9 protein-coding genes are annotated in these 14,554 nt (G+C 67.8%); 3 read left to right on the top strand and 6 right to left on the bottom strand.

Annotated elements, in window-relative coordinates; genetic code table 11:
* Positions 1-87: 87 nt before the first annotated feature.
* From MRS60_RS18500 to MRS60_RS18475, 6 genes are all read right to left on the bottom strand, one after another.
* A complete protein-coding gene (locus MRS60_RS18500; protein WP_217590662.1) occupies positions 88-1,131 on the bottom strand; it encodes a transglutaminase family protein in 1,044 nt (347 codons plus the stop codon).
* Positions 1,125-3,731, bottom strand: a complete 2,607-nt coding sequence (locus tag MRS60_RS18495; protein ID WP_243566852.1) for a circularly permuted type 2 ATP-grasp protein — start codon at positions 3,729-3,731, stop codon at positions 1,125-1,127. Before MRS60_RS18495 ends, MRS60_RS18500 begins: the two co-directional genes overlap by 7 nt.
* A 214-nt stretch (positions 3,732-3,945) precedes the next feature.
* A complete protein-coding gene (locus MRS60_RS18490) occupies positions 3,946-7,362 on the bottom strand; it encodes a DUF2126 domain-containing protein (protein WP_243566361.1) in 3,417 nt (1,138 codons plus the stop codon).
* 93 nt (positions 7,363-7,455) lie between these two features.
* Entirely contained in the window at positions 7,456-8,451 is a 996-nt protein-coding gene (locus MRS60_RS18485; protein ID WP_105391281.1) for a transglutaminase family protein, read from the bottom strand.
* Between the two features lie 8 nt (positions 8,452-8,459).
* Positions 8,460-9,401, bottom strand: a complete 942-nt coding sequence (locus MRS60_RS18480; RefSeq protein WP_034179805.1) for an alpha-E domain-containing protein — start codon at positions 9,399-9,401, stop codon at positions 8,460-8,462.
* A gap of 64 nt (positions 9,402-9,465) precedes the next feature.
* Positions 9,466-10,881, bottom strand: coding sequence for a circularly permuted type 2 ATP-grasp protein (locus tag MRS60_RS18475; RefSeq protein WP_034179806.1), 1,416 nt, complete (start codon positions 10,879-10,881; stop codon positions 9,466-9,468).
* Positions 10,882-11,487: 606 nt separating this feature from the next.
* On the opposite strand from MRS60_RS18475, the gene MRS60_RS18470 reads away from it, so the two are divergent.
* The 3 genes from MRS60_RS18470 to MRS60_RS18460 all read left to right on the top strand — a co-directional run bounded on the left by MRS60_RS18470 (position 11,488) and on the right by MRS60_RS18460 (position 14,463).
* Positions 11,488-12,483: a LysR substrate-binding domain-containing protein gene (locus tag MRS60_RS18470; protein ID WP_243566360.1), complete on the top strand. Its 996-nt coding sequence runs from the start codon at positions 11,488-11,490 to the stop codon at positions 12,481-12,483.
* A gap of 720 nt (positions 12,484-13,203) precedes the next feature.
* A complete protein-coding gene (locus MRS60_RS18465; RefSeq protein WP_034179808.1) occupies positions 13,204-13,614 on the top strand; it encodes a hypothetical protein in 411 nt (136 codons plus the stop codon).
* Positions 13,615-13,677: 63 nt separating this feature from the next.
* Positions 13,678-14,463, top strand: coding sequence for a hypothetical protein (locus tag MRS60_RS18460; protein WP_131948677.1), 786 nt, complete (start codon positions 13,678-13,680; stop codon positions 14,461-14,463).
* Positions 14,464-14,554 lie beyond the last annotated feature (91 nt).

Below are 14,554 nucleotides of genomic sequence, written 5' to 3'. Positions count from 1 at the left end.
TCCGTTCGCCGACACGACCATGCTAGGCGTGCAGAATTAACGAATACTTAAACGGCGAATCGCCCGGGCGGGCGGCATCGCGCGACATCACGGCGTGTCGAGCGGCTCGACCGTCACGCCGACCTTCAGCTCCTGATCCGCGCCGCCGCCGCGAATCACGCCGCGCAGCGGCGTCACGTCCGCATAGTCGCGGCCGATCGACAGCATCACGTAGTCGTCGCCCGGCGCGCGGTCGTTGGTCGGATCGAGCTGCAGCCAGCCGTTGTCCTCGGGCCACGCCGGGTCGTACACCTCGACCCACGCATGCGACGCGTCGGCGCCGATCAGCCGCGGCTGCCCGGGCGGCGGCTGCGTGAGCAGATAGCCGCTCACGTAACGCGCGGCCAGCCCGAGCGAGCGCAGCGCGCCGATCATCACGTGCGCGAAATCCTGGCAGACCCCCTTGCGCAATCGCAGCGCATCGAGTGCCGAGGTCGTGATGTCGGTGCTGTTCGGCGTGTACGCAAACTCGGCGTGCACGCGCCGCATCAGGTCCCATGCGGCCTGCACGAGCGGCCGCTGCGGCGTGAAGCTCGCGGCCGCATACGCGGCGAGTTCGGCGTCGCACGCGACGTGCGGCGAAGCAAACACGAATTCGCTCGCCGCGTCGTAAGGCTGCCCCGCACGGAACCGCAAGCGATCGCGCACGGCTTCCCATGCAGTCGCGTGCTTTCCGTCGGGATGCGCGATCGCGGGCGGCGGCTCGCCGCGCGCACCGAGCGACCACACGGGCGGCGTCACGCGCACCGTGCTGCGGCTGCGCACGAGCAGCGCGTCGTGCGGCTGGTTCAGCGCGAACGATGCGCGCGCGTTGCCAAATGCGTCGATCTCCGTGCAGATCGATTCCGGCGCGGGGTTGATGTCGAGCGAGAACGACAGCACCTGTTGGCGCGGCGTCGCGAGCGGTTGCAGGCGCGCCTGGTGCTGTGCCGATTCGACGCGCGCCGCGTACCGGTATTCGGTATCGTGCGTGACGCGCAGCAATCGGCCGGGCGCAATGGCGGCCGGTGCGGCAGGCGCCGCCGGTGCCGCTGTCTGTCGTCCGTTGCCGGAACCGGGCGGCGTTTTCGTCGTGCCTTTCGTCGTCACCATAGCGTCCTGCCCGCCTCGCGCACGTGGCTGAAATAGCGCTCGCCGATCCGGTTCGACAGTTCCCAGACCGCCTTCGCCGTCGCGTCGAGCATGCCGAGCAGCTTGTCGTGCCGGCCGCCGTCGGCGGTCTCGCACAGCTCGTGCAGCGACCACGCGGGCACGTTCGGAATCGTCTCGGCCAGCTCGGACAGCGCATAGCCTTCGCTGCGCTCGACCTTCGCCAACCGGCCGCGCAGCGCCTGCACGACCCAGCCGAGCGAGCGCGGGTTGTCGGTATCGAGCACGACGAGCGACAGCAGCGGCGCGACGTCGAAGCCGCGCTGGAACCGCGAGCGGAACGTGATCGTACTGTCGAACAGCTCCAGCACGAGCTCGAATCCGTCCTGCCGGTATACGGCGCCTTCGTCGAATGCGAACTTCAGCACGCTGCACAGGAAGTCCAGCCGGTCGATCTGCCGGCCGATCGACAGCAGCCGCCAGCCGTCGTCGCGCGTCATGTTGTCGGTCTGCGCGCCCGTGATCGCGCCGAGCAGCAGGCCGAGGCGCTCCAGCAACTGCAGCGCCTCGTTGCCGATCTGCTCGTCGGCTTCCGGATGGTCGGCGCTGTCCGCGAACAGTTGCGTCGCGTCGTCGATCAGCCGCCACTGATCGCTCGACAGCCGTTCGCGGATCGCGGCGGCCGCGCCGCGCATCCCGAACAGGCACGACGCGATTCCCGACGTGCGATCCGCGCCGCGCGTCAGCGACGTCGCGAGCGCGTGCAGGAACCCGCGCGGCGCATCGACGGCGTTCGGCGCGTCGGCCGCGATCAGGCCCGTATCGCGGCACAGCGTGTCGAGCAGCTCCAGGTGCGCGGGGCTGTCGACGTCGTCCTCGCCGCGCAGCCGTTCGAGCGCGGCGCGCGCGAGGCGCATCAGGTTGGTCGCGCGCTCGGTGTAGCGGCCCAGCCAGAACAGGTTCTCGGCCGCGCGGCTCGCGATCGCGCGCGGCCGCTCGACGAGGTCGTCCGGGCCGAGGTGCGTTTGCAGCAGCGTCGTCGAATCGACGATGCCTTCGGTCATCACCCACGTATCGACGGTGCTGCCGCCGTGCGGCATCGGCGCGTTGAACAGCGTGTCGCGCGTGCCGACCCGCGACAGCCCGCCCGGCAGGAGCCGCCAGCGCTGCGCGCCGTCGGCGAGCGCGAACACGCGCAGCAGCAGCGGCTTCGGCACGATGCGCGCGCCGCCGTTGCCGTCGGGCGTGCCGTGCCCCGGCCAGGTCGGCGCCTGCGACAGCGGCAGGTCGGCCTGCACCGTATAGTGTTCGGGCCGCGCGAGTATCCGCGCGCGCCAGTCGGCAAGCTGCGCCTGCGTGAGCCGCGCGCCGATCACCGGGTCGAACGGGCCGCCCGCCTGCACGTCGGCCGGATACGACGCCTTCACGATGCCGCGCGCGAGCTGCGGCAGCGCGTCGTCGCACGCGGCCGCCTCGCCGCACCACCACGAATGCACGGCCGGCAGCGTCAGCGTTTCACCGAGCAGGCCTTCCGCGAGACGCGGCATGAAGCCGAGCATGGCCGGCGATTCGAGGAAACCCGAGCCCGGCGCGTTCGCGAGCAGCACGTTGCCGGCGCGCACGGCCTGCAGCAGCCCCGGCACGCCGAGCATCGAATCGGGCCGCAGTTCGAGCGGATCGAGCCACGCGTCGTCGACGCGCCGCAGGATGCCGTGCACGGGTTCGAGCCCGCGCAGCGTCTTCAGGAATACGCGGTTGTCGCGCGCGGTCAGGTCGCCGCCTTCGACGAGCGTGAGGCCGAGGTAGCGCGCGAGATACGCATGCTCGAAATACGTCGCGCTGTGCGGCCCCGGCGTCAGCAGCACGATCCGCGAATTCCTGGCGGCCGGGCTGAGCGCCTGCATGCTCTGCAGCAGCGCGCGGTACGCGGACGCGAGCCGCTGCACGCGCAGCCCGCGAAACCCGCGCGGAAAGAGCCGCGACACGATCAGCCGGTTTTCGAGCAGATAACCGAGCCCGGCCGCGCCCTGCGTGTGCTGCGCGACGATCCGCCACTGCCCGTCCGGGCCGCGCGCGAGATCGAACGCGACGACGTGCAGCCATGTATCGCCCGGCACGCGCGCGCCGCGCATCGCGCGCAAGTAGCCCGGATGGCCGGTCACGAGCGCGGGCGGCAACAATCCGCGCTGCAGGATCGTCTGCGGCCCGTACAGGTCGGCCATCGTCGCGTTGAGCAGCCGCACGCGCTGCAGCACGCCGCGTTCGATCGCAACCCAGTCCTCGGGCGTGACGATCAGCGGCAGCAGGTCGAGCGACCACGGGCCGGCCGCGCCGTCGCCGGCACGCTGCTCGTGCAGCTGGTAGAACAGGCCGTTCTCGCGCATGCGCCGGTGCAGCGCATCGGCACGGCGATCGAGGTCGGCCACGCCGTCGCTGCCGATCGATGTGAAGAAACTGCGCCATGCGGGCGCGAGCGCAGGCGCGTTCAGGCCGGCCGCGCTGCCGCGCAGTTCGTCGTAACGGCCGGCGGCGGCCGGCGCCGCAAGCGCGGCGGCCAGTTCGGCGGCGTCCGGCTGCGCGCCGGTATCGAATAGCGTGGGCATCGCGTCGGGGTCGGCGAGATGGTCGGAGTGAATGGGCTGCACGGTGTCGTTTCGTCGTCAGGGCGCGGCCGCGCATGCACGCCGCCGCACGGGCGGCGGGCCGCGGCGCGCGGCCGCAATCTGCCCGCATCCTAGCATTCCGGCGGGGGCGCGACTTCCCGCCGCGCCGGGAAATCGCGAACCGCGCATCGTCGTCCGCCCCGTCATCGGCCCGTCACGGCCGCCGCAAGTCGAGCGTGAACGGGAATTCGCGGCTCGGCGCGGCGGCCGACACGTCCATCCGCCCCGGCGTGTGCCCCATCTCGACGAAGCGCGCGAGCCGGCGGCTCTCGGCCTCATACGCATTGACGGGGAACGTCGCGTAGTTGCGCCCGCCCGGATGCGCGACGTGATAACGACAGCCGCCGAGCGAGCGCTGCAGCCACGTATCGACGATGTCGAACGTGAGCGGCGCATGCACGCCGATGGTCGGGTGCAGCGCCGACGGCGGCGACCACGCCTTGTAGCGCACGCCCGCGACGTATTCGCCGACAGTGCCGGTCGGCTGCAGCGGCAGCGCGCGGCCGTTGACCGTCACGACGTGCCGGTTGTCGTTCAACCCCGTCACGCGCACTTCGAGCCGTTCGACCGACGAATCGACGTAGCGCACCGTGCCGCCGGGCGCGCCCTCCTCGCCCATCACGTGCCACGGCTCCAGCGCACCGCGCAGCGACAGCTGCATCCCGTTCACCGCGATCTGGCCGAACAGCGGGAAGCGGAATTCGAAGTGCGGCGCGAACCACGCCGGATCGAACGCGAAACCGGCGTCGCGCAGTTCGGCCAGCACGTCGTCGAAATCCATCTGAAGGAATGCCGGCAGCATGAAACGGTCGTGCAGCGCGGTGCCCCAGCGCGTGAGCGGCGTCGTGTACGGCGCGGCCCAGAAGCGCGCGACCAGCGCGCGCAGCAGCAATTGCTGCACGATGCTCATCCGCGCATGCGGCGGCATCTCGAACGCGCGCAGTTCGAGCAGGCCGAGGCGGCCGGTCGACGAATCGGGCGAATACAGCTTGTCGATGCAGAACTCGCTGCGGTGCGTGTTGCCCGTCACGTCGATCAGCAGGTTGCGCAGCACGCGGTCGACGAGCCACGGCGGCATGTCCTGCCCGTAGAGCAGCTTGTTGCGCTGGATCTCCGCGAATGCGATGTCGAGTTCGTAGAGCTGGTCGTTGCGCGCCTCGTCGACGCGCGGCGCCTGGCTCGTCGGCCCGATGAACAGCCCGGAGAACAGGTACGACAGCGACGGATGGTTGTGCCAGTACGCGATCAGGCTCGCAAGCAGGTCCGGGCGGCGCAGGAACGGGCTGTCGGCCGGCGTCGCGCCGCCGAGCACGAAGTGGTTGCCGCCGCCCGTGCCGACGTGGCGGCCGTCGACCATGAACTTTTCGCTGCACAGCCGCGACTGCCATGCGGCGTCGTACAGGAATTCGGTGTGATCGACGAGCTCGTCGAAGCTTGCGGCCGGATGGATGTTCACCTCGATCACGCCGGGATCGGGCGTCACCTGCAGCAGCTTCAGCCGCGCGTCGCGCGGCGGCGGATAGCCCTCGAGCACGAGCTTCACGCCGAGCGCGTGCGCAGTCAGCTCGATCGCGCCGAGCAGTTCGAGATAATCCTCGAGCGCGGCGAGCGGCGGCATGAACAGGTACAGGATGCCTTTGCGCACTTCGACGCACAGCGCGGTGCGCGTGATCCACGCGGCCGATTCGAAGCGCTCGGGCCGGCGCTGCGGGTCGTGCGCATGCGCGGCATGCCGCGCGCTGGCCGTGTCGTCGCCGCGCCATTGCATCACGGTCTGCGCGGACGCTTCGCGATGCACGCCGGCCAGGTAGCGCGGCGCGTCGGCCGGGCCCGCGTAGCGCGCGCGGATGGCGGCGGCTTCCGGCAGCGCATCTCGCGGCGCGAACGGATCGCGCTCGACCAGATACGGATGGTCGGCGCGGGCGGCCCACGGCAGCGAATCGAGCGGCAGCCGATAGCCCATCGGCGAATCGCCGGGTACTAGGTACATCCGCTCGTCGCGGAAGAACCACGGGCCCGTCTGCCAGCGCGGCCCGTCGAGGCCCGGCTCGTCGTCCGTACGCTTGACCGGCAGCACGTAGCCGACCACGCTGTCGAGCTGCTGCTCGAACACCTTGCGCAGCCGCGCGCGTTCGAGCTCGTCGTCGAGGCGCGAGTCGAACGGATCGACGTTGACGGGCAGCCGGCGTTCGCGCCACAGGTAATACCAGACGTCCTCGTAGCCGGGGCGGATGAATTCGTCGGTCAGGTTCAGCCGCGCGGCCAGCGCGTCGATGAAGCGCTTCGCGTCGTCGGTCGTATACGCGGACGGCTCGCGCTCGTCGGCGAACAGCGACGGATCGTGCCATACCGGCTGGCCGTCCGCGCGCCAGAAGATCGACAGCGCCCAGCGCGGCAGCTGCTCGCCCGGATACCACTTGCCCTGCCCGAAATGCAGGAAGCCGCCGTCGCCGTATTCGGCGCGCAGCCGCTGCACGAGCTCGGTCGCATAACCACGCTTGGTCGGGCCGAGCGCATCGGTGTTCCATTCGGCGCCGTCGCGATCGTCGATCGACACGAAGGTCGGCTCGCCGCCCTGCGTGAGCCGCACGTCGCCGGCCGCCAGCGCGCCGTCGACCTGCGTGCCGAGCGTGCGCACGGCATCCCATTGCGATTCCGTATACGGCTTCGTCACGCGCGGCGATTCGTACACGCGCGTCACGGCCATCTCATGCTCGAACGACACCTCGCATTCGTCGATCAGCCCTTCGACCGGCGCGGCGCTGGTCGGCTGCGGCGTGCACGCGAGCGGGATATGCCCTTCGCCGGCGAGCAGGCCCGACGTCGGATCGAAGCCGATCCAGCCGGCACCCGGCAGGTAGACCTCGCACCATGCGTGCAGGTCGGTGAAGTCGACCGACGTGCCGCTCGGGCCGTCGAGCGATTTCACGTCGGGCGTGAGCTGGATCAGGTAGCCCGACACGAAGCGCGCGGCGATGCCGAGATGGCGGCAAAGCTGCACGAGCAGCCACGCGCTGTCGCGGCACGAGCCGGATGCGAGTTTCAGCGTCTGTTCGGGCGTCTGTACGCCCGGCTCCATCCGCACGAGGTAGCCGATGTCGTGCTGAAGCTGCTGGTTCAGCGCGACGAGGAAGTTCACGGTGCCGGCCGGCGTGCGGTCGACGCCGTCGACATACGCGCGGAACAGCGGCGACGCACTCGTCTGCGGATCGCATGCGAGATACGGCGCGAGCTCGGTCTTCAGCGCATCGTCATAGCTGAACGGGTATTGGTCCGCGCTCGCTTCCAGGAAGAAGTCGAACGGGTTGTACACCGACATCTCGGCGACGAGATCGATCGTGACCTCGAAGTACTCGGTGCGCTCCGGAAACACGAGCCGCGCGAGATAGTTCGAGAACGGGTCCTGCTGCCAGTTGATGAAGTGCTGCGCGGGCTCGACCGTCATCGAATACGCGAGGATCGGCGTCCGGCAGTGCGGCGCGGGTCGCAGCCGCACGACCTGCGGGCCGAGGTTGACGAGCCGGTCGTAACGGTAGCGGGTGGTGTGATGCAGCGCGACGTGGATGGACATGGGAGCTCGATTCGGGTTGGATCGGCCGCGCGCGCCGCGTCGCTGTCGACGCGGCGGCCCGGCATGGCGGATTCGGCGAAAGCGCGCGTCGCGTCAGACGAGTTCGGGCGTCTGCACGACGCTGATCTCGACGCCGACGGCCGTCGCACCGAGCCCCGTCACCGGCTGCGCGTCGCGATAGTCGAGGCCGACCGCGATGCGCACGTAGCGCTCGTCCGGGCAGCGGTTCATGAACGGATCGAACCCGACCCAGCCGAGCCCTTCGACATAGGCCTCGGCCCATGCATGGCCGGCCGGCTGCTGCATCAGCGCGGCGGCTTGCGGCTGCGCGCCGAGCGCCGCCTGCGACTGGCCCTGGGACTGAGTCTGCGACTGCGACTGCGCGGCATGCGACGCGCCGAGCACCTGCTGCATGCCCTCGCCGCTCTGCAACGCGAGCGCTTCCTCGTCGTCTTCGTCGCCCGCGTTCTGCTTCGCGTCGGCGATGCGCTGCATCGCGCTGTCGGCGAGCACGTAGCCCGAGATATAGCGGGCGGGAATCTTCAGCGCGCGCGCGGCCGCGATGAACGCGTGCGCATGGTCGCGGCTCGTGCCCTCGCCGCTTTGCAGCGCGGTTTCCGCATCGACGGGCGCGTCGGCGGCCAGGTTCGGCGCGTACGCAATGCGGCCGTGCACTTCAGTCATCAGCCAGTGCAATGCGTCGAGGCCGTACGGCTCGATCGGCAGCGCCTGCGCGAGTGCGCGCACCGTGTCGCCCGCCTTCGTGAGCGCGGTCTCGCGCTCGAAGATCCACGGCGGCGCATAACCCTCGGGATTGCCGAGAATGCCCGCGCGGTCCTGGGTCTCGACGACGCCGGCCGCGACGACGACGATCTCGGCCTTCGCGCCGCGGTCGTGACGCACGAGGTCGATCCGGTTGCCGAGCCCGTCGGCGTACGACAGCGTCGGCTCGACGCCGTCGATCGTGACCTGCCACGCGCGCACCGTCTGCCCGGGCCCGGACTGCGGGCGCAGCCGCAGCCGTTGCAGCGCATGGGTGGCTTGATCGTCGAACTGATAACGCGAAATGTGTCGGATGGCGAGTCGCATGGCTAGTCTCAGTCGAAGTTGTAGGCCTGGGCGATTTCGAGCCCGAGGCTGTTGTTACGGCCGATGAAGTCGGTCAGGAACTCGTGCAGGCCGCTCTTGAAGATCCGCTCGACCGAGGTATCGGACAGCATCTGCAAGATCTTCGTGGCCGTGTCGTGACACGGGTGTGTCACGCCGTAATCCTTCGCGAGCAGGTTCAGGCTCGATACGACGCGCCCGTAGCAATAACGCAGCGAACGCGGCATGCGGCCGTTCAGGATCAGGTAGTCGGCGATGTTCATCGGCTTGTACTGCACGTCGTACACCCAGCGGTACGAACGGTGCGCGGCCACGCAGCGCAGGATCGTCTCCCACTGGTAGTTGTCGAGGATCGTGCCCACGTGCGACACCGACGGCAGCAGCAGGTGGTACTTCACGTCGATGATCCGCGCGGTGTTGTCCGCGCGCTCGACGAACGCGCCGATCTGCGCGAAATCGAAGATTTCGTTGCGCAGCATCGTGCTGTAGAAGCTGCCGAGGATCAGCGCGGTTTCGCGCTTCACCTCGTCGAGTACCGCCGGCAGCTCGCTCTCCGGCACCGGCCGCTCGAATGCGCGGCGCAGCGCGAGCCACGCGCCGTTCACGCTCTCCCACGCCTCGCGCGTGAGCGCCGTGCGCACCATCCGCGCGTTCGAGCGCGCGGCCTCGATGCACGACAGCACGCTCGACGGGTTGTCGCGGTCGCGCAGCAGGTAGTCGGTCACGGTATCGGCCGCATACGCGTCGTATTTCTGCCGGTAGCCGTCGTCGGCGCCCGAGCTGACGAGCACCGACGACCATTCGGCCGGCGCGTCGGACGTGCGCGTGAGCGCCATCCGCAGCCCGGCATCGACGATGCGCGCGATGTTCTCCGCGCGCTCGATATAGCGGTACATCCAGTAGAGACCGCTTGCAGTACGTCCCAGAAGCATCTCGTGTCCACTCCGTCTTCGTTCGGTTGGCGCGCCGGCTCCGGCGCGCGCGGTCGTGTCCGGCTCAGTCGGCCAGCACCCAGGTGTCCTTGGTGCCGCCGCCCTGGCTCGAGTTGACGACGAGCGAGCCCTCCTTCAGCGCGACGCGCGTGAGCCCGCCCGGCGTGATGCGGATCCGGTCCGACACCAGCACGAACGGGCGCAGGTCGACGTGGCGCGGCGCGAGGCCCGCTTCGGTCAGGATCGGCGTCGTGGACAACGCCAGCGTCGGTTGCGCGATGTAGTTCGCGGGCCGCGCACGCAGCTTCGCGGAAAACGCCTCGAGCTCGGCCTTCGACGCGCACGGCCCGACGAGCATCCCGTAGCCGCCCGAGCCGTGCACTTCCTTCACGACCAGTTCGTCGAGATGCGCGAGCACGTATTTCAGGCTGTCCGCATCGCCGCAGCGCCAGGTCGGCACGTTCTCGAGCAGCGCCTTGCGGCCCGTGTAGAACTCGACGATCTCCGGCATGTACGAGTAGATCGCCTTGTCGTCGGCGATGCCGGTGCCGGGCGCGTTCGCGATCGTGATGTTGCCCGCGCGGTAGACGTCCATGATCCCCGCGACGCCGAGCACCGAATCGGGGCGGAACGTGAGCGGATCGAGGAACGCGTCGTCGACGCGCCGGTACAGCACGTCGATCGGCTGGAAGCCTTCGGTGGTGCGCATCGCGACGCGGCCGTCGATCACCTGCAGGTCGCTGCCCTCGACGAGGTGCACGCCCATCTGGTCGGCGAGGAACGAATGTTCGTAGTACGCGGAATTGTGGATGCCGGGCGTCAGCACGGCGATGGTCGGGTTGTCGGCGTTGCCGCCCGGCGGGCACACGGCCGCGAGCGACTGGCGCAGCATCTGCGGATAGGTCTCGACCGGGCGCACCTTCACCTGCTGGAACAGCTCGGGGAAGAGCTGCATCATCGTCTCGCGGTTTTCCAGCATGTACGACACGCCGGACGGCGTGCGCGCGTTGTCCTCCAGCACGTAGAACTCGTTCTCGCCGGTGCGCACGATGTCGACGCCGATGATGTGCGTGTAAACGTTGCCGGGCGGCCGGAAGTCGATCATCTCCGGAATGAAGGCTTCGTTGTGCGCGATCAGGTGCTTCGGCACGATGCCCGCGCGCACGATCTCCTGGCGGTGGTAGATGTCGTCGAGGAACGCGTTGAGCGCCATCACGCGCTGCTCGATGCCGAGCGACAGCCGGCTCCATTCCGAACCCGAGATGATGCGCGGGACGATATCGAACGGAATCAGCCGCTCGGCGGCCTCCGCGTCGCCGTAAACGGCGAACGTGATGCCCGTCTTGCGGAACACGCCCTCCGCATCGTGGGCTTTCTGGGCGAGGCTCGCGGGATTCTGCGTGTCGAGCCATTGCTTCAGGCGCGCGTAAGGCGCCCTTACCATGTCGCCGGATTGCAGCATTTCATCGAATGGCTTCATCGATCTTTTCTCCATCGATCGTTTTCCCCGGCATTGCGCATGCCGGACCGGCGTAACAATTACTCTGCAAGGACCGTGCCTTGCGATATCCCCCCTTTTGCGCCGCGCCGGGCATGCCCGCGCGGCCTGCCGCACCATTACGGTGCGGTACGCGACGCCGATGGCGGCATCGATGCGCCGCGATCGCGCACGGCCGATGCTGCGCCGCGTCTGCCGAACATAGTTCTCCCGCGTGTCACGAATGTGCAATCTGCACTGCACAAAAAGACGGCCCGCCCGGAGCGCCGGCCGCCGGATCGCCGGCCGCCTGCACCGAAGGGCGGGAAGGCGGGCCGGCACGCGCACCGCGCGGCCGGCCCTGGGGAAGTACCGTCTGCGGCCGCACCGGCAGTTCGACGCGATGAACTAACCGGTTAGCCGGGTCCGGCACCTCAACGCTATGCAGCCGTAATCCCGCCGACAACGCCCATGCATATTTCGACTGACACCCATCGAAAAAAAACATCGGGACGACCGACGCGAGGCGCGGTACGCTAGAAAATTGTTGCAGCGAAGCGGCGCCGCCGCCGCCCTCCCGGCGCCCGACTATAAAAAGCGAAGATCGAAATGGAAGCAAAGTGGCTGGAAGATTTCCTGAGCCTTGCGGATACCAAGAGCTTTTCCCGTGCCGCGCGTAACCGGCACCTGACGCAGTCTGCATTCAGCAGACGAATCGCCGCACTCGAAACCTGGATGGACGCGAAGCTGGTCGACCGGAGCATCAACCCGATCACGCTGACGCCGGCCGGACAGATGTTCCGCGGGCTCGCCGCGGACATCCTGCGCAGCATGTATGCGGCGCGCAATCTCGTGAACGGCTACGACCAGTTCGCGGCCAGCGACCAGGTCGTGCGTTTTGCCGTCGCGCACACGCTGGTTTTCACGCTGTTTCCCGAATGGCTCAAGCAGCTCAACGGCGAGGTCGGCCACGTGACCGCGCGCGTGAACGCGGTGAACGTGCCGGAAGGCGTGCAGCAGCTCGTCGAAGGTGAATGCGACCTGCTGCTCGGCTATCACCATCCGCAGTTACCGATCGTGCTCGACCCGAACCACTTCCCGTTCGTCAGCCTCGGCGTCGAGCGGATCCTGCCGGTGTCGACGCCCGACGCGCGCGGCAAGCCCGTATTCCAGCTGCCGGGTACGCCCGATGCCCCGCTGCCGCTGCTCGCCTATTCGTCGGGCGCGTTTCTCGGGAACATCGTCGAGATGCTGCTGCTGAATGCGACCGAGCCGTATGTGCTGCACCGGTGCTTCGAGACGCATATGTCCGAGGCATTGAAGGGCATGGTCGTGGCCGGGCACGGGATCGGCTGGCTGCCCGAAAGCTGCGTCGAGAAGGAGCTCGCGGACGGCACGCTCGTATGCGCGGGTTCCGGGGACTGGATCACCGAACTCGAAATCCGCCTGTATCGATCCGCGCGCAAGCGCGGGCTCGCGGCCGAGCAGCTGTGGAGCTACATCATGAACCGGCCGCGCACGGCGACCGAAGGCGCGAGCGGTGCCGAGCAAGCGGCCGCGCCGGCGATGCGCATCGCGCGGCGAAGCGCGGGCGGCAGCCGCTGACATTCGCGTCCGCGCCGTGCGCGTCAACGGCGCGGGTGCGGGTGCGATCCCGGGCAATGCTGCGTCCGCGTGCCTGTGGGTCGCGCCGCTTCATATCGAACGCGGCCTCCTTTCCTGCAGCAATCGGCAATCCTGCCGCAGCCCGCGAAATCACTTTGCAGGCATGGAATCGATATCGAATAAAATGCAAACGTTTGCGATTCAAAATAGCATCCTTTAAGCCCGTCGCGCCGATCCCGAATATCTCTTCTTATTTTCATATCAGAAATACCCTGTTACAGAACAAATAAAAAGTTTCTATTTGCATGTAACGAAACGAATATCAAAAAAGATGTCTCGCCCCATTTAAAATCGCGTAACCTGTGTCTGAAATTCATCGATTCGCCTCGAACACAGGCGCAAAACTTTCTTTTATCAGTCATTATTTTTCGGTACGAACTTCAATACCTCCGACTTGATTCAATGCGTGCTCGATCAGCCGTACCGAAAGCAATATTCATATCTGGCAATATCGACTTTCTTCAGCGGTAAGCGGGTCATACAAATCTGTCGCAATCCTGTTTAGATAATATCTTTCAGAGCCGTTCCATTCAAGCCACACGCGGTTGTTGATTCAAAATCCATCGTGTATCAATAGCGTGTCGCAAAAAGAATGTTGGAAAATTTGACTCGGAGACCCGGAATAAATGCGCTGCCATTGATTCCGGACGGGAGGTTGCAATGTCTTCCTCGTTTCGACAACATGCTCGCCCTTTCCTGAGCGTCGTCGTATCCGCGCTCTGCCTGAATGCCACGGCCCAGACACCCGCGTCCGGTTCCGGCTCAGGCCGCTATGTGATTTCGTATATCTGCGGCGATGCACAAATCGACGGTACCGCGCCGCTTCCCCCCGACGGCCGTCCGTACAACCTCGGCGTGTCGTTCGCGTCGGCCCGGACCGGGCAACCGCTTGCCAACGTACAGGTGCGCCTGAGGCGACACGGCCGCGTGCTCGTCGAATTCAACGCATCGGGATCGCGCTGCCTGTTCAGCGTGCCCGACGCGAGCTACCGGGTCGAAGGGACCTACCAGGGCGCCACGCAGTTCGCGATCGTCGAAACGGGCGTACTTACCACGCAGTTGCGATGGTGAGCGCCGCCTGAAGCCGCTCCGATTGTGTCATTCACCACAACGTATCGAATCGAGGAGCATCGAATGACTCGCGCAGAACGACCGGACGACCCGCCCGCCAGCCAGTCGAAACCCTCCTGGGGTCCCGGCAAGAATGCCGCACTCAGCTTCGTCGCGTTTGCCACGATCTTCGGCGTCTTCGCGTATGCCGAGCGCGGCACGGCGCTCGGCCATGCAAGCGTGACGCACGACTTCTCCGGCGTGATCGCAACCGCCGTCGGGAAATACCGCAACGCGATCGTGGCCGCGACGTCCCGCGCAACCGCTGCGTCCGGCGTGTCCGGAACATCGGCCGCCCCCGGGCCGGCGCCGACGATCGCACAGGCCGCCACTCCGCCCGCGCCGCCGGGGCCATCCGCTGCTGCAGCGCCGCCCGTCAAGCTCGCGGCCGAACCGGAAGCCGCGCCGCGGGCAGCGTCCCGCGCCGCCGCGAAACACCGCCAACCGTCGCATGCGCCACCCGTGAAACTCGCGGCCAATACGCATGCCGCGCCGGCCCATGACCGCGCCAATGCACGGCTCGGCGATGCGCATCGCGCACCGCGAACCGAGACGCTGGCGGGCACGAGAAAGCGCATGGACCTCGCGCCGAAGCCACAGTCGTACGGCACCGACACGGCACGCATGCAGACGGCAAGCGTCACGCACGCGGAACTGGAAGGCGCCCGCGCGCTGGCAAAGGCGCGCTGGTGCGCGCAGATCGACGAATGGAACTGTGTGGAGCAAAACGCAAGTCGGGCGCTCGCGATCGACCCGACGAACAGCGAATCACGTGCGTTACTCGGGCAGGCGATCCGCAATCGCCTGTAAGCCGGTTCCGCATGACCGGGCCCTCGCCGTCCGGCAGCATGGCGAGCGACGGCGTGCATCGTCGGGGGCAACCGATGTGATCGTTTCGAAG

This window comes from Burkholderia pyrrocinia, assembly GCF_022809715.1.
Classification (GTDB): Bacteria; Pseudomonadota; Gammaproteobacteria; order Burkholderiales; family Burkholderiaceae; genus Burkholderia; species Burkholderia pyrrocinia_C.
Note: the sequence above shows the minus strand (reverse complement) of the source record. Positions and strands in the feature narration are given on the sequence as shown.

Bases quoted from the DNA above. Each gene is read 5' to 3' on its own strand.
- MRS60_RS18500 (WP_217590662.1), bottom strand. From the start codon at position 1,131: ATGGTGACGACGAAAGGCACGACGAAAACGCCGCCCGGTTCCGGCAAC.
- MRS60_RS18495 (WP_243566852.1), bottom strand. From the start codon at position 3,731: ATGCCCACGCTATTCGATACCGGCGCGCAGCCGGACGCCGCCGAACTG.
- MRS60_RS18490 (WP_243566361.1), bottom strand. From the start codon at position 7,362: ATGTCCATCCACGTCGCGCTGCATCACACCACCCGCTACCGTTACGAC.
- MRS60_RS18485 (WP_105391281.1), bottom strand. From the start codon at position 8,451: ATGCGACTCGCCATCCGACACATTTCGCGTTATCAGTTCGACGATCAA.
- MRS60_RS18480 (WP_034179805.1), bottom strand. From the start codon at position 9,401: ATGCTTCTGGGACGTACTGCAAGCGGTCTCTACTGGATGTACCGCTAT.
- MRS60_RS18475 (WP_034179806.1), bottom strand. From the start codon at position 10,881: ATGAAGCCATTCGATGAAATGCTGCAATCCGGCGACATGGTAAGGGCG.
- MRS60_RS18470 (WP_243566360.1), top strand. From the start codon at position 11,488: ATGGAAGCAAAGTGGCTGGAAGATTTCCTGAGCCTTGCGGATACCAAG.
- MRS60_RS18465 (WP_034179808.1), top strand. From the start codon at position 13,204: ATGTCTTCCTCGTTTCGACAACATGCTCGCCCTTTCCTGAGCGTCGTC.
- MRS60_RS18460 (WP_131948677.1), top strand. From the start codon at position 13,678: ATGACTCGCGCAGAACGACCGGACGACCCGCCCGCCAGCCAGTCGAAA.